The organism is Hymenobacter segetis, assembly GCF_054776495.1.
In genome coordinates this window covers 366,787-386,116 of the sequence record NZ_BAAHBV010000001.1, presented here as the reverse complement: position 1 = coordinate 386,116, position 19,330 = coordinate 366,787, and the positions used below count along the sequence as shown (strand labels likewise).

Genomic DNA, 19,330 nt, shown 5'->3' with positions numbered 1-19,330 from the left:
CAACTATCGCATGGACTCTGCGAGTCCGCGCCTGCCCGGTTTTCGTTTAAACTGTTCCCTACGGCGCATACGGGCGCGGACTCACAGAGCCCGCGCTACAGGCCTACGCTCCCACCAGCACCGGCCGCTCCTCACTCACGCGCTTGGGTGCCGGGCCATCCTGGTGCATTTCGCGGTAGAAGAAGGCGAAGATGAGCGGGAAAATCAGCAGCGTGAGCACCGTGGCCGTTACTAGCCCGCCAATCACCACGATGGCCAGCGGCTTCTGCGTTTCGGAGCCGATGCCCGTGCTGAGCGCCGCCGGGAACAGGCCAATCATGGCCATGAGGGCCGTCATCACCACGGGGCGCACGCGCGAGGCCACGCCCAGGCGCAGGCTTTCGGCCAGGCTCATCTTCTTGCGCAGGTTCTCTTTAAATACGGTAATCAGGACGATGCCGTTCTGAATACATATCCCCAGCAACGCGATGAATCCGATGCCTGCCGAAATCGAGAAGTTGACACCCGTAATGTGCAGCGCCGCGATGCCACCAATGAGTGCAAACGGCACGTTGGCCAGCACCAACGCGGCATCCTTGCCGTTGCCGAAGGTGATGAACAACAGGATGAAAATGATAACCAGCGACACCGGCACCACCTGCGTGAGCCGCTTGGTGGCCCGCACCTGATTCTCAAACTCGCCGGCCCACTCAATGCGGTAGCCCTTGCCGAGCTTGATGGTCTGGTCCATTTTCTTCTGCGCTTCGGCGATGGTCGAGCCCATGTCGCGGTCGCGGATGGAGAATTTCACGGCGATAAAGCGCTGACCATTATCGTGGTACACGAAAGCCGGGCCGTTTTCGGTTTTGATGGTGGCAATTTCCTTGAGCGCCACCTTGCCGCCCCGGATGGTGGGCACGCGCAGCTCGCCAATCTTGGCTTCGGTGTCGCGGTCCTGCTTGGGGTAGCGCACGGTCACGTCAAACTTGCGCTCGCCTTCGTAAATCTGGGTGGCGGCCTTGCCGCCCACGGCCATCTCCACTACTGTCTGTGCATCAGCCGTTTGCACGCCGTAGGCGGCCATGCGGGTCTGGTCGAGGCGCACGCTCATTTCGGGCTGGCCCAGGTTCCGCAGAATGCCCAGGTCCTTCACGCCGCGCACGCCGCCGAGCACTTTCATCACCTCATTGGCCTTGCCGTCGAGCTCCTTCAAATCATTGCCGAAAATCTTCACCGCCAGCGCGGCATTGATGCCGGCCACCGCCTCCTCCACGTTGTCAATAATGGGCTGCGAGTAGTTGAAAATGATGCCGGGGTACTCCTTCAGCTTCTTGTCCATTTCGTCAATCAGCTGCTCCTTTGTGATGTTGCGCTTCCACTCCTCCTTGGGCTTGAGGTTGACCTGCGCCTGCACGTAGTAGATGCCCGAGGGGTCGGTGCCGTCGTTCGAGCGGCCGGTCTGGCTCAGCACCGAAGTCACCTCTGGAAATGAGCGCAGGATGCGGCGGTAGTTGGCCGCCATCTTGTTGGTTTCGGTGAGCGAGGACGACATCGGCAGCTTGGTTTCTACCCACAGCGCGCCCTCGTTCAGCTCCGGCAGAAACTCCGAACCCAGCAGCTTGAAGGAATATAAACCGGCCACAACAATGGCCATCGTCACTCCAAAGCTCAACAGCTTGTGGCGATAAGTGAAGCCAAAAGCGCTGGTTACGATGTTGTCGAAGAAATTCACCACTGGGTTGTTCTTCTCCTTCACATCCTTATTGAGCAGCAGCGAGCACAGCACTGGCACCAGCGTCAGGGTCAGAATCAGTGCGCCAATCAAGGCGAAGCCCAGCGTGTAGGCCAGCGGACTGAACATCTTGCCCTCCACTTTCTCGAAAGCGAAAATGGGCAGCAGGCAGGTCAGAATAATCAGCTTGGCAAAGAACACGGCCTTTCCCAGCTCGCCGCCGGTCTTCTTAATCATGCCCAGCTTGGCCAGCTTGTTGAACTTCTCCATCCCCACCTGATGCGCCTTGTGGTCGAGCACCACAAAAATGCCCTCCACCATCACCACGGCCCCGTCGATGATGATACCGAAGTCAATCGCGCCCATACTCAGCAGGTTGGCACTCATGCCTTTAAGGCGCAGGCACACGAAGGCAAACAGCAGCGCCAGCGGCACCACCACGCCCACCGTGAGCGTAGTGCGCCAATCTGCCATGAAGATGAGCACGATGAGCGTCACCAGCACAATGCCCTCAATCAGGTTGTGGATTACGGTGTGCGTGCAGTGGTCCATCAGCACGTCGCGGTCATAGAACGTTTTGAGGTACACGTCGTTGGGCAGAACTTTCTCGTTAAGCTCGGCGATTTTAGCCTTCACGCGGCCCAGCACCTCAGCGGGGTTTTCACCCTTGCGCATGATGACGATGCCTTCTACCACGTCGCTCTGGTCGTCCAGCCCAGCCTGGCCCACACGAGGGGCGTTGCTTTCAGTCACTTTGGCCACGTTGCGCACCAGCACGGGCACGTTGTTGATGTCCTTGACGATGATGTTACCGATGTCTTCGGGCTTGGTGAGCAGGCCGATGCCGCGCACCACGTAGCTCTGCGAGTTCTTCTCAATCACGTCGCCGCCCACGTTCATGTTCGACTTCTGCACGGCCTCGAATACCTCCAGCGGGGTCATGTCGTACTTGGCCAGCATGGCAGGGTTTACGCTGATTTCGTACACCTTACGCGTGCCGCCGAAGGCCGCGATGTCGGCCACGCCGGGCACGGATTTCAGCTGCCGTTCCACCGTCCAGTCCTGAATGGCAAGCAGCTCGTTGGTACTGCGGCCGGTGCGGCTCTGCACCGTGTAGCGGAAAATCTCACCGGTGGGACCGTAAGGCGGCTGCACGTGCGAGTCGCACCCGACCGGCAAATTCACCCCACTCAGCAGGTTGTTCACCTGCTGCCGGGCGAAGAAATCTTCCACGTTGTCCTCGAAGTTTATCTTGAGCACCGATAAGCCAAACATACTGATACTGCGCATGTTGCTTTTCATCTGCACCGAGTTCATCGCCACCTCAATGGGCGTGCTCACGAACCGCTCCACCTCCTCGGCCGAGCGGCCAGGCCAGAGGCTCACGATAATCATCTGGGTATTCGTCACGTCCGGAAACGCTTCGATGGGCGTGTGGACGTAGCTGTAAGTGCCGCCGGCGACGAGCAGCGCCGTCATGAAAAAGATGAAGAAGCGGTTCTTCAGCGAGAAGGCAACGATGCCGGAAATAAACTTATTCATGCAAGTGCGTGGTGGGAAGCAGCGACGTGTCGAGTTGCGATGGCGGCCTATTTGAATAGTTGCCGGCCGGAAAATGAGAATCTGGTGAAAAGTTGATGAGAAAACAATGAGGATTTTATGAAGCCGTGAAGGATATATGAAGCCGGAAAGCATAAAAAAAGCCCGCCACCTGGTTAAGGCAGCGGGCTTTTTTTATGTAGCGTGGACTCTGAGAGTCCGCGCGTAGCAGATGTCGTTCGGGCAGGCGCGGACTCGCAGAGTCCACGCTACAGCTGGTTAGTGCGTAGCCACCGGCTCCACGTAGCCGGGCTCGCCGGGCAGCGCCACGTACTTGGTGTGCTCTGAGCGGTAGAAGCGCTCGAACACCAGCGGGAACACAAAGAGCGTGAGGATGGTACCCGTTATCAAACCACCGATTACCACGATGGCCAGCGGCTTGGAAGTCTCCGAGCCAATGCCCGTTGAGATGGCGGCCGGCATCAGGCCGATGGTGGCCATGAGGGCCGTCATCACCACCGGGCGCACCCGGGAAATCACGCCTTCGTTGATAGAATGGTCGAGCGAGTGCTTCTTGACCAGATTCTGCTTGAAGACGGAGATGAGAATCACGCCGTTCTGAATACAGATACCGAACAGAGCGATGAAGCCAATACCGGCCGAAATCGAGAAGTTGGTGTGCGTGATGAGCAGCGCCGCGATGCCGCCGATAATGGCAAACGGCACGTTGAGCAGTACCAGCCCGGCATCCTTTAGGTTGCTGAACAGGATGAAAAGGATGAAGAAGATGAGGCCCAGCGAGATGGGCACCACCTGCGTAAGGCGCTGCTGGGCGCGGCGCTGGTTCTCGAAGTCGCCGGTCCATTTCTGCTCGTAGCCGGCGGGCAGCTTCACGTGGCGGTTCACTTTTTCCTGCGCTTCCTTGATGGTAGAGCCCATGTCGCGGCCGCGGATGCTGAATTTCACGGCAGCGAAGCGGCGGTTGTCGTCGCGGTAAATCAGGCTCGGGCCGGTGACGGAGCCGATGTTGGCAATTTCGGAGAGCGGAATGGTTTTGCCCGATTGGGTGGGCACCATCAGGGCCGCGATTTCGGCCGGCGTCTGCCGGAACTGGGGCTCGTAGCGTACCCGGATGGGGAATTTGCGCTCGCCTTCGTACAGTTGTGTGGCTTCCTTGCCGCCCACGGCCATTTCCAGCACCGAGTTGGCGTCCGATTTATTCACGCCGTAGCTGGCCATGCGGCGCTCGTCGAGGTCGACATGGAACTCGGGCTGGCCGATGTTGCGCAACACGCCTAGGTCGTCAATGCCCTTCACGGTTTTCAGCACCTCATACACCTCGCGGGCCTTGGCCTCCAGCGTAGCCAGGTCGGTACCGTAAATCTTCACGGCAATGGAGCCTTTCACGCCCGAGGCGGCTTCCTCCACGTTGTCGGTAATAGGCTGCGAGAAGTTGAAATCGACGCCCGTAAACTTGTCGAGCTTGGCTTTCATGCGCTCCACCAAATCCTCGCGGTAGGCCTTTGATTTCATCTTCTTCTCCACTTCCGGCGTGTGCTTGAGCTGCACCAGAAACTCGTTGTTATAGAAGCCCGTGGGGTCGGTGCCGTCGTTGGGGCGGCCGGTCTGGCTCACCACGTCGCTCACCTCGGGGAAGCTCAGGAAGTCGCGCCGCATCTGGTTGCACAGCTCGTTTGAGGATTCCAGGCTGATGCTCAGCGGCAGCTGCGCCCGCACGTAAATCGAGCCCTCGTTCAGCTCCGGCAGGAACTCCGAGCCCAGGAATGAGAAGGAATACAGGCCCACGGCCGTCACAACGAAGGCGATGATGAGCGTGGCCGTTTTGCGGGCGTAGGTGAAGCGGAAGAAACGGTTGGCCCCGTTGTTCACGCCGCGCACGAAGAAGTTGTCCTTCTCCTTCACGTTCTTTTTCAGCAGGATGCTCACCAGCACCGGCACCAGCGTGAGGGTGAAAATCAGCGCGCCCAGCAGGGCAAAACCCAACGTCCAGGCCAGCGGGCTGAACACCTTGCCTTCCACCTTCTCGAAGGAAAAAATCGGCAGCAACGCGGTGATAATAATGGCTTTGGCGAAGAAAATCGACTTGCCCATCTCGCGGCCCGACTTCTTAATCAAGCCTAGCTTGGAGAGCTTATTGAACCGCTCCATGCCCAGCTCATGCGCCTTATGGTCGAGGGCCACGAAGAGCCCTTCCACCATCACCACCGCGCCATCGATGATGATACCGAAGTCAATCGCGCCCATGCTCAGCAGGTTGGCGCTCATGCCGCGCAAGCGCAGGCAGATGAAGGCAAACAGCAGCGCCAGCGGTATAATCACCGACACAATCACCGTCGTGCGCCAGTCGGCCATGAACAGGAACACGATGAGCGTGACCAGCACAATGCCTTCCATGAGGTTGTGAATCACCGTCTCCGTCGAGAAATCGATGAGTTGCTGCCGGTCGTAGAAGGTTTTCATCTTCACGTCGGGCGGCAGGATTTTTGAGTTCAGCTCTTCCACCTTATCATGCAGGCGGGCAATGACTTCCGAAGGGTTTTCGCCCTTGCGCATCACCACGATACCTTCCAGCTTGTCGTCCTCGAAGCCGCGGCCGACCTGGCCCAGACGCGGCAGGGCGCTTTCGGTCACTTTGGCCACGTCGCGCACCAGAATCGGCACACCGTTCACGTTCTTTATCACCGTGTTGGTGATGTCGGAGATGTTGTTCAGCAGGCCGATGCCGCGCACCACGTAGTTCTGCTGGCCCTCGTTTATCACGTCGCCTCCCACGTTGATGTTGGAGCGCTGCACCGCCGTATAGAGGTCGAGCGGCGTGAGGCCGAAATCCTGCAACTTGCCGGGGTTCACCGAGATTTCGTAGTCCTTCACCTCGCCGCCGAAGCTGTTCACGTCGGCCACGCCGGGCACGGCTTTCAGGTTGCGCTCAATCACCCAGTCCTGCAGAGTTTTGAGCTCGCGTACGGTCTTGGTTTTGCTTTCCAGCGTGTAGCGGTAGATTTCGCCGGTGGGGCCGTAGGGCGGCTGCACGTCGGGCGTGATGCCGTCGGGCAGGTCCACTTCGCGCAGCAGGTTGTTCACCTGTGGGCGCGCGAAGGCATCGTCCACGCCATCGTCAAAAATCACCTTCACCACCGACAGGCCGAACAGCGTGGTGCTGCGCACCGAGGCCTTTTTCTGTACCGGGTTCAGGGCAATTTCGATGGGCACAGTCACGAACTTCTCCATCTCCTCGGCCGAGCGGCCAGGCCACTGCGTGATGATGGTGATTTCGGTGTTGGTAACGTCCGGGAAGGCCTCGATGGGCGTGTTCCGGTAGCTCACGATGCCCATCACCACCACCACGAGCGTCATGAGGAAGATGAAGCCCTTATTCTTAAGCGAAAAGGCAATAATGCCTTGAATAAACTTGTTCATTTTCAGTTTCTAACAGTGAAGAAACAATGATGATTGGGTAGATTATAAAGGCAGTATTGTCCCAGAGCAAGGCCAAAAAGCCATTGCTCGGAGTCAATATCAACCTTATCTGATTAGTCGTTCAGCTCGTCGTAAACCAGCAGCTGGTCTTTGGCAATCACTACGTCGCCGGGCTTCAGGCCCGAGGTCACGTAGCTGTAATCGCCCACCGTTTTGCTGATGGTCACGGGCCGAGTCTCGACATGGGTGCGGTCCTTGAACACCATCACGAAGTTGCGGTCCTTGTCAAATACCACCGATTTGGCGGGCACGGCCAGGGCCTTCGCCCCTTCCGTGTTCTCGACGCGCACCTGCGCATACATCTCGGGTTTCAGCAGATAGCCGGGGTTTTCGAGGCGCACGCGCACCTTCATCACCTTGCTGTCGGGGTCGAGCACGTTGAACACCTTGTCAATCTTGCCCCGGAAATGCTTGTCCGGGTAGCTCAGCGTGGTCACGTCGGCCGAATAGCCTTCCTTCACCTTCGAGATGTCCGACTCGAACACGTTGGCCATAATCCAGACATCGTCCAGGTCGCTCACCGTGAACAGGTTTCCCACGTTGTCGTTGTTAAACTGCTCGTGGTCAGTCGCATTCTTCTCCGTGATGAAGCCCGAAATCGGCGCGCGCAGCGTGTACATCCCATCGGCCCCGATGCCGTAGACGCTGAGCTGCTTCACGTTTTTGCCCACCGTGCCGCGGGCTTTGGTCACCTCGGCGCGGGCCAATACCACGTCGCGCTCTGAGTTCAGGCCGGCTTTGTACATGTCTTCGGCCACGGCCAAGTTCTTGCGGGCAATGTCGAGGTCGGAGCTGGCGGCGGTAGTCTGGTTCTGCACGTCGGCAATCTCGCCCGATTTGATGACGGCCAGCACCTGGCCTTTGGTCACCTTGTCGCCGAGCTGCACTTTCAGCTGCTCCACCACGCCGCCCACCAGCGGGTACACTTTCACCGTTTTGTCGCCGTCGGTGGCAATTTCGCCGGTCAGCACCAGTTCGTCCTGCACTGGGCGCAGGCGCACCGTGTCGAGCACAATCTGCTGCATCATGGTGTCGGACAGGCGGAAGCCCTCCTTCTTTTCTTCTTTGACTTCGGGTTTGGAGCAGCCAACCAAGGTTACGGCGGTCAGCAATGCTAGAAAGGAGCGGTTCATCAGGAGGTAGGTGTTAGCCAATGGCCTTGGGCCAGCAGCTTATGATATTTTCAGGATTAAGACAGTTGCGGCGGTAGCTAAGCCGAAATTATTCGGCCCGGAAAATGGGCTTGCCGATAGCAAAATTCAGTTGCTCAAAAGCCCGCACGCGGTTGGCCCGCAAGGTGTTCAGCTGCACCAGGTTATTCTTGTAAGACTCGAAAAAGTCCAGGTATTCCACCACGCTCAGAATGCGCTTGGCATAGCTCTGCTCAATGCCCACCATCAGCCGCGCAAAGGGTGCCGTGTCGCGGTCGGTGTTCTGAAAAAGGTCGTCGTTGCGGGCGGCCAGCTGGTAGGCCTGGTGCACCTCGTTCTGGACCACCAGCTGCTGCTGGTCCACCAGCAGCTTGCTACCGGCAATCTGGGCCTTCGCCACCTGAATATTGCCTTGGTTGCGGTTGAAAATCGGCACGGCAATGCCCAGCGTCAGGGCCTGGTAGTTGTCGATGTAGGAGCCGGCTTTGTCATAGGTGTAGCCCACGGCTAGGTCGGGCGTGGCCAGCTTTTGCTGGAGGCGCAGATTCAGGTTTTGCTGCTCCACGGTGGCGCGGCGGGCGTTCAGGTCAGTGCGTAGCACCAGGGCCGTATCGGCCAGCTGCTGCTCCGAGTAGCTTTTCAGACTCAGGTCGCGGGTTTTGTTCACGTCCACCACCGGCACAAACTGGGTGCCTGTCGCATCGCGCACCAGCACGTGCAGGTCGGTCTGGTCCGAAGCCACGTCGTTGAGCAGGGTTTGCCGTTCGCTTTGCAGCGTAAAGAGGAAAGCCCGCAGGCGAATCACCTCTTTCAGCGCAATGTTTCCCTTCTCAAACTGCGTTTGGTACAGGCCCACGGTGCGCGTCAGCGAGGCAATTTCCGTAGCGTAAGCCTTCAGCGTCTGTTGCTTGAAGTAGATGTCGTAGAACGTGGTGCGCAGCTGGTAGCGCAGGTTGCGCAGCAGGTCCTGGAGGTTGTACTGCTCCACCACAGCCCCTTGCTGGGCAGCTTGGCCAGCTGCCTTGCGCCGCCCTGCCAACGAAAACAGCTGCTGCACCGTCACCACAGCCTGGCTGCTGGCGGTACCCTCTGGCACCGTAGGGCGGCCAATGCGACGGCGCAGCACGTCCTGCTCTACATACAGCGTGGGGTTGTCAATCAGCCGGGCCTGTACGGCCTGTGCCTGGGCCACCGTCACGTTGTACTGCTGGGCCAGCACGGCCAGGTTGTTTTGGAAGAAGCGTTGCTCGGCGTCGGGCAGCGTCAGGCGAATGGTGTCAGTTGGGGAGGCCTGGACGGCCGCGGCGCTTTGGGCGGCTGCCGGCTGAGCGGCCAGGCACCACGCCCCAAAAAGAACCAGAAAAGGAAAGCGGGACATAATTGGCGTTGATTTCCTGACAAAGGTGCCAGTACCTGTATGAGGATAAAATGAATGTTCCTTTTACCCCTCGAACGCCCGCTAAACCTCGGTGAACACCCATTTTTCAAGGGGCCAGTTTTTTGCGGGCCGGGCGGCCCCTACATGGTCTGCGTCAGTCCGGCCACTCCACCGGCTACCTGCACCGCCAGCAAATACCCCTGCACCAGCTGCGAGGAAACCGTTGGCAGCACATGGGCCCACAGGTCTGGGGGAGTGCTACGCAGGCCCAGGGACGCCGTAAGTATCAGCAGCAGCGCCCAGGAAATAGTCCGCCCTTCCCGGTTCCGGCCCTTCGTTGGCTGGGTGCCGGCCGTCAGGCCCAAGGCATCGGCCACAGCCCGCAAATCAAGGGGCAGCAAGGTGCTGAGCTGGTTTTTGATGCCAATTAAATTCGCCGAAACCGCCGCCGCCGACAGCCGGTTACGCTCGGCATACTGGCCCAGCAGGCCCGGCAGCACCGCCCCCACCAACGTCAGCAGCGTGCTGGCTGTGGTGCGCTTCACCTGCGCGTAGCGGCTTACCGAAGCGGCGATGGTCTGCCAGGAATTGCCGAACAACACCAGCAGCAGCGTTTCGCCCTGCATCATGGCGCTGCCGGCCTCCTGGCCACTGCCCAGAATGCCCAGCATTCCGGTCACGCTGCCCAGCCCGTACCGCGTCGTCTGATAGGCCCGGCTGCTCCATTCAAAAAGCAATTGGGCATCCGAGGTTTCGGCTTGCCGGGCCATGCCGCCCATCATCACGGGCAGCACGCCTTCCACGGCACGCTTCATGCCGTTTTCGCCCTCGCCCAGGCGGGCAGCCAGGTGGTTAATCAGCTCACGGGGAAAGGCTTTGGCAATGGCAGAGAACAGTGCAGACATGGCAGAACAGGAAGATGTGGTAGAATCTTTCTCGTGGTATCGATGCAAAGTAGCTAAATAGTAATAGCATAAGCATTATGTACGCGGCGGAACTCAAAATTTGCCCGACCAAACTCAAAATTTGCCTGCTGAATGAAATAAAGCTCTTCCCATTTTCAGGCATAAAAGGCCAAATTCGCATACCATCCCGCACTCAGCCAACGAAAAAAGCCCGACAGTTTGCCGGGCTTTTTTTCTATAGGCTACCTAACCGTTAGTCGTCCTCGTAATCAAGCCCGAGGCAGCTATTCAGCGCTTGCAACAGCTCGCTGGCAGCGTGCTGCTGGCCGGCGGCGCGGGCCGTTTTCAGTCCGGTGCGGTACACTTTTTCGGCCTCATCCTTTTTGCCGAATTGCTCCAAAAGCTTGCCGGCGTGGTAGTAAGTGCCCACGTAATCGGGGTGTTCGGTTAAGAGTTTGTGATAAAATTCCCAGGCCCGTTCCGGCTCTTGGGCGCGGTATTCGGTAGCCAGGGCATATATGGTGAAGGCATCGGTGGGGTCATCGGCATAGAAAGCCAATAACTGTTGCAAACGAGTGGTCGGAGTGTTCATCAGGGCAGGAGTTTTGTTTACCTTTGGGGCAAAATTGCGGCTTTTCCACCGCATATCCCTTGTTAAAGATTGGCTACCGGAAACCGGCAAGCTACTATAGGTTGTTATGCATGCAGCCTTTTTCATTCGATTTCGCCACCCTAATCCCGCTTAGATGAAGTTTCTGGTTTGTATTTCCAACGTGCCCGACACGACCACCAAAATTGCCTTCACCCCCGATAACAAGGAGTTCAATAAGGCCGGTGTGCAGTTCGTGATTAACCCTTGGGATGAGTACGCCCTCACCCGCGCCATCGAACTGAAAGAAGCCGCCGGCAGCGGCACCGTAACTGTGCTGAATGTAGGCGAAGCCGACACGGAGCCCAACATCCGCAAGGCGCTGGCCATCGGGGCCGATGACGCCATCCGGGTGAACGCCGCGCCGCAGGACGCCTACTTCGTGGCCGAGCAGATTGCGGCCGTTGCCAAAGAGGGTGCTTACGACGTGATTTTGATGGGCAAGGAAAGCATCGACTACAACGGTTTCCAGGTGCACGGCATGGTGGGCGAAATGCTCGGCATCCCGACCGTGGCCCCGGCCATGAAGCTGGATATGAGCGGCAACACCGCCACGCTGGAGCGCGAAATCGAAGGCGGCAAGGAAATCGTGACCGTGAACACGCCCTTCGTGGCCTCGTGCCAGCAGCCCATGTGCGAGCCCCGCATTCCCAACATGCGCGGCATCATGACGGCCCGCACCAAGCCCCTGAAAGTGGTGACCGCCGTGGGCGAGCCCGCCCGCACCACCGTAGCCGAGTACGCGCTGCCGCCCAAAAAGCAGGGCGTGAAGCTCATCGACGCTGAAAATGCCGGCGAGCTCATCAAGCTGCTCCGCAACGAAGCCAAGGTTATTTAATTCGTCTGTCATGCTGACGGAGGAAGCATCTTATCACGGCTGCTTTCGTCGCAATCCCCAATTCTAACAGCGCCAGCGTGATAAGGTCCTTCGCTGCGCTCAGGATGACAAAAAATAAAAATCATGTCTGTATTAGTTGTAGTTGAATGCGCCGACGGCGAAGTAAAAAAGTCGTCGCTCGAAGTAGCCTCTTACGGGGCGCAGGTGGCTGCCCAACTGGGCACTACCGCCACGGCCATTGCCGTAGGCGAAGCCAATGAGGCCAACTTGGCCAAGCTCGGCGAGCAGGGCATCACGAAAGTGCTGTACGATGCTGAGCCCCGCCTCAAGGATTTCGTAAACAATGCCTACACGAAGCTCATCGCCACGGCAGCCGAGCAGGAACAGGCTAAAATCATCGTACTGGCTAACTCCAACATTGGCGCGGCAGTAGGTTCGCGCCTCTCGGTGCGGCTGAAGGCCAGCCTGGCCACCAACGTGGTAGAGCTGCCCAAAACCGACGGCGGCCAGTTCACGGTGAAGCGGGGCGCATTCTCGGGCAAGGCGTTTTCGGACGTGGTACTGAGTGGTGACCGCAAAATCATCGCCGTGAAGAAAAACTCGACCGAAGCCAAGCACGATGCTGGCAAAACGGCCGAAGTGGTAAGCTTCGCAGCCCAGCTATCGGACGCTGATTTTGCTGATGCGCCCACGCAAGTGGTGATGCAGGACCAAGCCGGCGGCATTTTGCTGCCCGAGGCCGAACTCGTGGTATCGGGTGGCCGCGGCATGAAAGGCCCCGAGAACTGGCACCTCATTGAGGACCTGGCTAAGGCTCTGGGTGCGGCTACGGCTTGCTCCAAGCCCGTATCGGACGTTGACTGGCGCCCTCACCACGAGCACGTGGGCCAGACCGGCATCACCATCTCGCCGAACCTGTACATTGCCTGCGGCATTTCGGGTGCCATCCAGCACCTGGCCGGCGTGAATAGCTCGAAGGTGATTGTGGTCATCAACAAAGACCCGGAAGCTCCTTTCTTCAAAGCGGCAGATTATGGCATCGTGGGCGACGTTTTTGACGTACTGCCCAAACTAACCGCCGCTGTAAAGGCCCTTAACTAGGTTTACTGTGCAGGCATTGGGGACTCGGTCCGGTGGTTTTCGCAAGAAGCCGCGGGCCGGGTCCCCAATCTTTTTTCAGCATTTCCGGTTTCTACGGTAGGTTTTGGCCGCAGATACCCGGACTTTTCTTTATTTGCACGTACATCCTGTCTACCGGCTTCGGCCCGGCCCCTCCCTCCTTTCCGCTTCCAAGACACCCAGTTCCTTATTCCCTTGAAAAAAATCCAGCTTGAAATCCTGGGCCTTTCGTCCAGCCAGTCACAATCTGGCTCCTTCGCGCTGATTCTGGGCGAGAAGGGCGGCAACCGCCGCTTGCCCATTATTATCGGCATGTTTGAAGCACAAAGCATTGCCATTCAGATAGAAAAGATTAGCCCCAATCGGCCTCTCACGCACGACCTGTTCAAATCTTTTGCTGAACACGTGCACGTTGTGATTCTGGAAGTGGTAATTTCTGACCTCAAAGAAGGCGTCTTTTATTCACGCATTGTATGCTCCGACGGGGCGACGACATTCGATATCGATGCCCGGCCTTCCGACGCTATTGCCATCGGCCTGCGCTTCGGTGTTCCCATCTATACGGTTGAAAGCGTGCTAAGCGAAGCCGGCATTATCCTTTCCGACCTCGACGAAGCCGAAAGCGAAGCTGAGGAGGACGATGAAGATGAGGACGAAGACAACGACACGGACTCGCCCCGCGCCAACCGTCCCCAGCCCGAGCCCCGCGAGCCCAGCGGCCAGGTTTCGCTGGACGAGCTGACCAAAATGCTGGCCCAGGCCCTCGAAAAAGAGGACTACGAGAAAGCCGCCAAAATCCGCGACGAGTTGAACAAGCGCAACGGCTAAGACCACAGATTTAACGGATTTTAGCGGATAAAACAGATTTTTTGTGGTTCCGCTTTCCCGTTTCCGTTATTGATGCCTTTTGAAAGCGCTGCCTTCTCATCGGGGGCAGCGTTTTCGTTTTCTTTGCAGTTATGGACTCCAACCTCGACCCACTCAAATACCCCATTGGCCGGCCGCAGCTGCCCACCAGCCCCCTCGCCCCTGCCGAACGCACGGCGTTTATTCAGCAGTTGGCCGAGCTGCCGGCTCAGCTCACGGCCATGGCCCGCCAGGTGGGCGGCGAGGGCCTGCAACGCCCCTACCGTCCTGGCGGCTGGACCGGCCGCCAGGTAATCCACCACGTCGCCGATTCGCACATCAACAGCTACGTCCGCTTCCGCCTGGCCCTGACGGAGGACAACCCCACCATCTGCCCCTACGACGAGCAGGCCTGGGCCGAACTGCCCGATGTGGCTGCCACGCCCATAACGGTGTCGCTGACGCTGCTGGAGGCGCTGCATTCGCGCTGGGTGACGCTGCTGCACCACCTCACCGAGGAGCAGTGGCAGCGCACGTTCTACCACCCCGGCAACCAGCGCAAGTCGACCCTCGACCAAGCCCTGGCGCTGTATGCCTGGCACGGACTGCACCATTTGGGCCACTTGAAACTACTGCTGCCAACAGAATAACCCGTGCTTTACGCTATGCAAAAAGCCCCGTCTCTTAGCAGAGACGGGGCTTTTTTTGTGAAATATGACGGGATTAGATACCGCCGCCAGATTCGCTTTCCTCAGCGAAAGCGGCCATGCCGCCTTCGGTTTCTTCATCGACGCGCTTGGCGGCGCGCACGAGGCTGCTGCTGAAGATGAAGTCGCGCAGCTCGGGGACTTTGGCGTTCAGAATTTCGTCCTTGGTGCCGTCCCAGAGTTTTTTGCCTTGGTGCAGGAAGATGATGTGCTCGCCAATCTCAATCACCGAGTTCATATCATGGGTCACGATGACGGTGGTGATGTTGTATTCGTGAGTGATTTCGTGAATCAGGTTGTCGATTTTGATGCTGGTAGCGGGGTCGAGGCCGGAGTTGGGCTCGTCGCAAAATAGGTAGGTACACTGCGGCGCAATGGCGCGGGCAATGCCCACGCGCTTCTTCATGCCGCCCGAAATTTCGGCAGGCATCTTGTTGCCGGCATTTTCCAGGCCCACGCGCTTGAGGCAGAATTCGACCCGGTCGCGCCGCTCTTCGGGCGACATTTCGGGCGTCAGCATCTGCAGCGGAAACTCCACGTTCTGGGCCACCGTCATGGAGTCGAACAAGGCCGAGCCCTGAAACAGCATCCCGATTTTGCGGCGGATTTCCTGGCGGATATCGATTTTGCTATTGGTGTACACCGTGCCATCAAAGGTGATGGAGCCGATGTCGGGCTTCATCAGACCCACAATACATTGCAGGAGCACACTTTTGCCGGTGCCTGAGCCGCCGAGCAGCAGGTTGCATTTGCCAGTTTCGAACACACACGAAATGCCTTTCAGAACGGGCGTGCCGTCGAAGGATTTTTCGATATTAGATACTTCAATCATGGTAGTTATCAGTTGTTCGTTGTCAGTTTGATGGTGTCCGCCTGTCGTTTATCAATAACAAGCAGCTGACAACAAAATCACAGCAGCAGGGCCGCCAGGGCGAAGTCGGCAATGAGAATGGCGATGATGGAATTGGTCACGGCACCGGTGCTGGCTGCCCCTACTTCGAGGGCACCGCCGGTGGTGTAGTAGCCTTTAAAGGCCGAAATACCCGATACTAGGAAGGCAAATACCACGGCCTTGATGAGGGCGAAGACGATGTTGTAAGGAATGAAATCGGTGCGGATGCCTTCGATGTAGTCCTGGGCCGTCATGACGCCGGTGAGGGTGCCGGCCAGGTAGCCGCCCAGAATGGACAACAGCATTGCTAGAATTACCAGCAGCGGGAACATGAGCAGCGCCGCCAGAATTCGCGGCAGCACCAAGTAAGACGTGGAATTGATGCCCATTACTTCCAGTGCCGACACCTGCTCAGTGATGCGCATGGTGCCCAGGCCGCCGGCAATGCTGGACCCCACTTTGCCCGCCAGCACGATGCTGGTGATGGTGGGGGCCAGCTCCAGAATGGTCATTTCGCGCACCATGTAGCCGATGGTGGACTGCGGAATGAGCGGATTGGTCAGGTTATAGGCAATCTGGACGCAGGTAACGGCCCCGATGAAGGCCGACACGATGGACACGATGACAATGGAATCGACCCCGATGAGGATGGCTTCGTCGATGGTGCGGTTCCAGAGGACGCTGAACCGCTCCGTGCGCGTGACCATGCCCCGCAGGAAAAGGACAAACGAGCCGAAAGTTTTAAGCATGAGAGTTTGTTGAAGAATAAAAACCGAAGTTTGGGCGCGGCGGTTGCTGCAAGCAGAACTTTGGGGGCTTCGCCACCTTACGTAAAACAGATGAACAGAGCCCAAACGAGCGAAAAATTAATTGTCGTCACCGGCGGCAGCAAAGGTATTGGTCGCGCCGTGGTGGCGCGCTTTCTGCAGGCCGGCTATCCGGTGGCCACCTGCGCCCGCTCAGCTGCCGACCTGGCCGCGCTTACAACCGAGTTGCGGGCCGAAGTTCCCGGGGCCGTGCTGCACACCCTGCCCGCCGACCTTAGCCAGCAGGGCGACTGCGCCCGTTTCACGGCTTTTGTGCTGGGCCTGGGGCTACCCGTTGAGGTATTAGTGAACAACGCCGGGGCCTTCATCCCCGGCCGCTTGCAGGATGAGCCCGCCGACGGCTCCCAGCTGCGCCAGATGCTGGCCGTTAATTTATTGAGTGCTTATGACGTGACGCTGCCGCTGCTGCCAGGCCTGATTGCGCAGGGCCACGGGCACATTTTCACGGTTTGCTCTACGGCCAGCATCACGGCTTACCCGAATGGCGGCTCCTACGGCATTTCCAAGCACGCACTGCTGGGCTTCACCAAAAACCTACGCGAGGAGCTGAAAGCCAGCGGCGTGCGCGTTACGGCCGTGTTACCTGGCCCTACCCTCACGGCTAGCTGGGCCGGTGTGGAGCTGCCCAAGGAGCGGTTTGTGCAGGCCGAAGACGTTGCGGAGGCCTTGTTTTCAGCTTTTTCCCTATCCCCCTACGCCGTGGTGGAGGAGCTGCTGATTCGGCCGCAGCTGGGCGATTTATAAGTTGAGCCGTTAGACTACTCGGCTTTCTTGCTGCCGTTGCCGGTTATTTTAATGTCCGTGACCGTTGGGGAACCGCCATAGTACAGCGTGCCGTTGCCGGCTATGGTACCGCCCAGGTTCTCAGAGGCTCGGACATGGGCGTCGCCATCGCTGTCGCGCGTCAGGGTAAAATAGCAACGCTTGGGCGTAATGCCCTGAGCAAAAAGCCGGCCCGAGCCACCCAAGTCGAAACGCAAGCCCTCAGTGGAGCCCCGCACCGTGATATCGCCCAGCTCGTACTGGTCGAGGAACAGCTGGCGGGCCTTTACGTTGAGGTCCATGTCGCCGGCCCCGATGAGGTGAAAAAAGATGGTATCCTGCTCAAACTGGCCCACGGTGCTGGTGTTGCCCTGGCCGCGCAAAAACACGTTGAGGATGCGCGGCACGTGCAGCGTCACTTCGCGGGGCGTGTCGTAGCTGCGGGCCCAGTTGCAGGTGCTGGTGTTGGTAATTTCGAGCGCGTTGCCTTTGCGGGTGAGCACAATGTCGCTGATGAGGTTTTCGCCGGCCCGCACTTCGGCGTAGGTCTGCGAGTCCTGCACGAGGCGCAGGTCCACGTTGTCGAAGGCCGTGACGGTGACCAGGTCGGCATCTACCTCACGGCGCTGGGTGACGATGGTGCCGGTGCTTTTCAGGCAATCGGTGCCGTGGCCGGGGCCGCAGGTAGTCAATCCTGCCATTAAGACCAGGCCTAATCCAAACCGGCCCAGCCCGCGCGGTACCCCAAACCCTCCCAGGCCGCTAACTTGCGGCCGCAAACTCGTATTGCGCATATTCAGCCTTACTTTTCCCAAAGATAAATGGACCTCACCGGTAAAGTTGCCATCGTCACGGGCGCAAGCAAAGGAATTGGCCGCGCCACCGTGGAAGCCCTGCTGGCGCGCGGCGCGGCCGTGGCCGGCTGGGCGCGCTCAGCTCCCGAAGGCCTGGCGCACGACCGGTTCCAGTTTTTTGAGTGCGATGTGCAGGATGAGCATTCCATCACCGAAGCCTTCACCAACACCCAGCGCGAGTTGGGCCCCGAAATCCATGTGCTGGTGAACAACGCCGGCCTAGGCATCATGGGCGAGGTCGATGGCTTCAAGACCGAGGATTGGAAAACGATGTTCGACACCAACGTGCTGGGCACTTTTCTCTGCACCCGCGCCGTGCTACCGCAAATGAAGCGTCAGCACACGGGCCACATCGTGAACGTGGCTTCGCTGGCCGGTACGGCGGGCACGGCCGGCATGTCGGGCTACTGCGCCACCAAATTTGCGGTGCGCGGCTTCTCGGATGCGTTGTTTAAGGAGGTGCGGCCGGATGGCATTCGCGTTACCTGCGTCATGCCCGGCTCAGTCGAAACCAACTTCAACGGCAAAGCGCCCGGTGCCACTCCCGACCCATACAAGATGCAGCCCGAAGACATTGCGGCCGCCATTGTACATGCCATCGAAGCGCCAGACACCACGATGATTTCCGAGATTCAACTGCGCCCGGCGCAGGTCAAATAACATGGTAGAAATCGAGCACCTGACCAAAACCTACGGCACCCAGAATGCCGTGGACAACATCAGCTTCACGGCGGGCAAGGGCGAAATTGTGGGCTTCCTCGGGCCGAATGGCGCGGGCAAAAGCACGACCATGAAAATTGCCACCGGCTACCTCCCCCCCACCGCCGGCACCGTACGCGTGGCTGGCTACGACGTGCTCACCGACAGCCTGGAAGTGCGCCGCCACGTGGGCTACCTGCCCGAGCACAACCCGCTCTACCTGGACATGTACGTCCACGAGTACCTCGAATTCATCGGCTCGGTGCACGGACTGCGCGGCTCTAACTTGCGCAACCGAGTGAGCGAGCTGGTGCGCCGCGTGGGACTGAGCCGCGAGCAGAACAAGCAAATCGGAGCGCTCAGCAAAGGCTACCGGCAGCGCGTGGGCCTGGCCCAAGCCCTCATCCACGACCCCGACGTGCTCATCCTCGACGAGCCCACCACCGGGCTCGACCCCAACCAGATTCTGGAAATTCGCCAACTCATCCGTGAGGTGGGCGAGGATAAAACCGTCATTTTCAGCACCCACATTCTGCCCGAAGTCACGGCGCTGTGCTCGCGCGTGCTTATCATCAGCCGGGGCAAGCTGGTGGCCGACAGCCCGGTGGCCGAGCTGGCTGCCCGCGCCGCCGGCGAAACCGTAGTCCGCGCCGAATTCGAGGGCGCAGTTGATTCCGCCAAGCTAGCCAAGCTGCCCAATGTACGCCATGTCGAGTTAGCGCCCGATGGCGCGGTACTGCTGCGCACCGCGCCGGGCACCGACGTGCGCGCCGCCGTGTCGCGCCTGGCTGGGCAGGAAGGCTGGATTCTGCTGGGGCTGCGGCAGGAGCAGCAGAGTCTGGAGGAAGTGTTTGGGGAACTGACGAAGTAACTATTTTAGTCGCCTGTCATCCTGAGCGTAGTGAAGGACCTAATGATGAGCGAACAGCAAGCAGTAAATCATTTGATTTATTTG

The 19,330-nt window shown here is 58.8% G+C and carries 16 protein-coding genes; 7 read left to right on the top strand and 9 right to left on the bottom strand.

Annotated elements, in window-relative coordinates; all coding sequences use genetic code 11:
• Nucleotides 1–103 precede the first annotated feature (103 nt).
• The 6 genes from ACYU70_RS01695 to ACYU70_RS01670 all read right to left on the bottom strand — a co-directional run bounded on the left by ACYU70_RS01695 (nt 104) and on the right by ACYU70_RS01670 (nt 10,774).
• Nucleotides 104–3,253 carry an efflux RND transporter permease subunit gene (locus tag ACYU70_RS01695; protein ID WP_342299596.1) on the bottom strand — a complete coding sequence of 1,050 codons (3,150 nt, stop codon included), beginning with the start codon at nt 3,251–3,253 and terminating at the stop codon, nt 104–106.
• 276 nt (nt 3,254–3,529) lie between these two features.
• The gene (locus tag ACYU70_RS01690; protein WP_342299594.1) at nt 3,530–6,688 is read right to left on the bottom strand and encodes an efflux RND transporter permease subunit; all 3,159 of its coding nucleotides are present in this window, start codon (nt 6,686–6,688) and stop codon (nt 3,530–3,532) included.
• A gap of 113 nt (nt 6,689–6,801) precedes the next feature.
• On the bottom strand, nt 6,802–7,881 hold the full coding sequence (locus tag ACYU70_RS01685; RefSeq protein WP_342299591.1) for an efflux RND transporter periplasmic adaptor subunit: 1,080 nt from the start codon (nt 7,879–7,881) through the stop codon (nt 6,802–6,804).
• Nucleotides 7,882–7,969: 88 nt separating this feature from the next.
• On the bottom strand, nt 7,970–9,277 hold the full coding sequence (locus tag ACYU70_RS01680) for a TolC family protein (RefSeq protein WP_342299590.1): 1,308 nt from the start codon (nt 9,275–9,277) through the stop codon (nt 7,970–7,972).
• Between the two features lie 140 nt (nt 9,278–9,417).
• Entirely contained in the window at nt 9,418–10,182 is a 765-nt protein-coding gene (locus ACYU70_RS01675) for a DUF937 domain-containing protein (protein ID WP_342299588.1), read from the bottom strand.
• 253 nt (nt 10,183–10,435) lie between these two features.
• Nucleotides 10,436–10,774 (bottom strand): tetratricopeptide repeat protein, encoded by a 339-nt coding sequence (locus ACYU70_RS01670; protein ID WP_342299586.1) that lies wholly within the window; start codon nt 10,772–10,774, stop codon nt 10,436–10,438.
• A 154-nt stretch (nt 10,775–10,928) separates the two neighbouring features.
• On the opposite strand from ACYU70_RS01670, the gene ACYU70_RS01665 reads away from it, so the two are divergent.
• The 4 genes from ACYU70_RS01665 to ACYU70_RS01650 all read left to right on the top strand — a co-directional run bounded on the left by ACYU70_RS01665 (nt 10,929) and on the right by ACYU70_RS01650 (nt 14,284).
• The gene (locus ACYU70_RS01665) at nt 10,929–11,669 is read left to right on the top strand and encodes an electron transfer flavoprotein subunit beta/FixA family protein (protein ID WP_342299585.1); all 741 of its coding nucleotides are present in this window, start codon (nt 10,929–10,931) and stop codon (nt 11,667–11,669) included.
• Between the two features lie 123 nt (nt 11,670–11,792).
• A complete protein-coding gene (locus ACYU70_RS01660) occupies nt 11,793–12,770 on the top strand; it encodes an electron transfer flavoprotein subunit alpha/FixB family protein (protein WP_342299584.1) in 978 nt (325 codons plus the stop codon).
• Between the two features lie 213 nt (nt 12,771–12,983).
• A complete protein-coding gene (locus ACYU70_RS01655) occupies nt 12,984–13,616 on the top strand; it encodes a bifunctional nuclease family protein (RefSeq protein WP_342299583.1) in 633 nt (210 codons plus the stop codon).
• A gap of 131 nt (nt 13,617–13,747) precedes the next feature.
• Entirely contained in the window at nt 13,748–14,284 is a 537-nt protein-coding gene (locus ACYU70_RS01650) for a metal-dependent hydrolase (RefSeq protein WP_460615872.1), read from the top strand.
• 73 nt (nt 14,285–14,357) lie between these two features.
• Here ACYU70_RS01650 and ACYU70_RS01645 read toward each other — a convergent pair whose 3' ends face one another.
• Nucleotides 14,358–15,173: an ABC transporter ATP-binding protein gene (locus ACYU70_RS01645; protein WP_342295834.1), complete on the bottom strand. Its 816-nt coding sequence runs from the start codon at nt 15,171–15,173 to the stop codon at nt 14,358–14,360.
• A 77-nt stretch (nt 15,174–15,250) separates the two neighbouring features.
• On the bottom strand, nt 15,251–15,982 hold the full coding sequence (locus ACYU70_RS01640) for an MlaE family ABC transporter permease (protein WP_168674183.1): 732 nt from the start codon (nt 15,980–15,982) through the stop codon (nt 15,251–15,253).
• 90 nt (nt 15,983–16,072) lie between these two features.
• Between ACYU70_RS01640 and ACYU70_RS01635 the strand changes: the two genes are divergently transcribed.
• Complete coding sequence (locus ACYU70_RS01635) at nt 16,073–16,804, top strand: SDR family oxidoreductase (protein WP_342295831.1); 732 nt, start codon at nt 16,073–16,075, stop codon at nt 16,802–16,804.
• Between the two features lie 14 nt (nt 16,805–16,818).
• On the opposite strand, the gene ACYU70_RS01630 is transcribed toward ACYU70_RS01635, so the two are convergent.
• A complete protein-coding gene (locus ACYU70_RS01630) occupies nt 16,819–17,523 on the bottom strand; it encodes a GIN domain-containing protein (RefSeq protein WP_342295830.1) in 705 nt (234 codons plus the stop codon).
• A gap of 120 nt (nt 17,524–17,643) precedes the next feature.
• Between ACYU70_RS01630 and ACYU70_RS01625 the strand changes: the two genes are divergently transcribed.
• Together ACYU70_RS01625 and gldA are read left to right on the top strand one after the other, a co-directional pair.
• Nucleotides 17,644–18,336 carry an SDR family oxidoreductase gene (locus ACYU70_RS01625; protein ID WP_342295829.1) on the top strand — a complete coding sequence of 231 codons (693 nt, stop codon included), beginning with the start codon at nt 17,644–17,646 and terminating at the stop codon, nt 18,334–18,336.
• A gap of 1 nt (nt 18,337) precedes the next feature.
• Entirely contained in the window at nt 18,338–19,246 is a 909-nt protein-coding gene (gene gldA / locus ACYU70_RS01620) for a gliding motility-associated ABC transporter ATP-binding subunit GldA (protein WP_342295828.1), read from the top strand.
• The last annotated feature ends 84 nt before the right edge of the window (nt 19,247–19,330 follow it).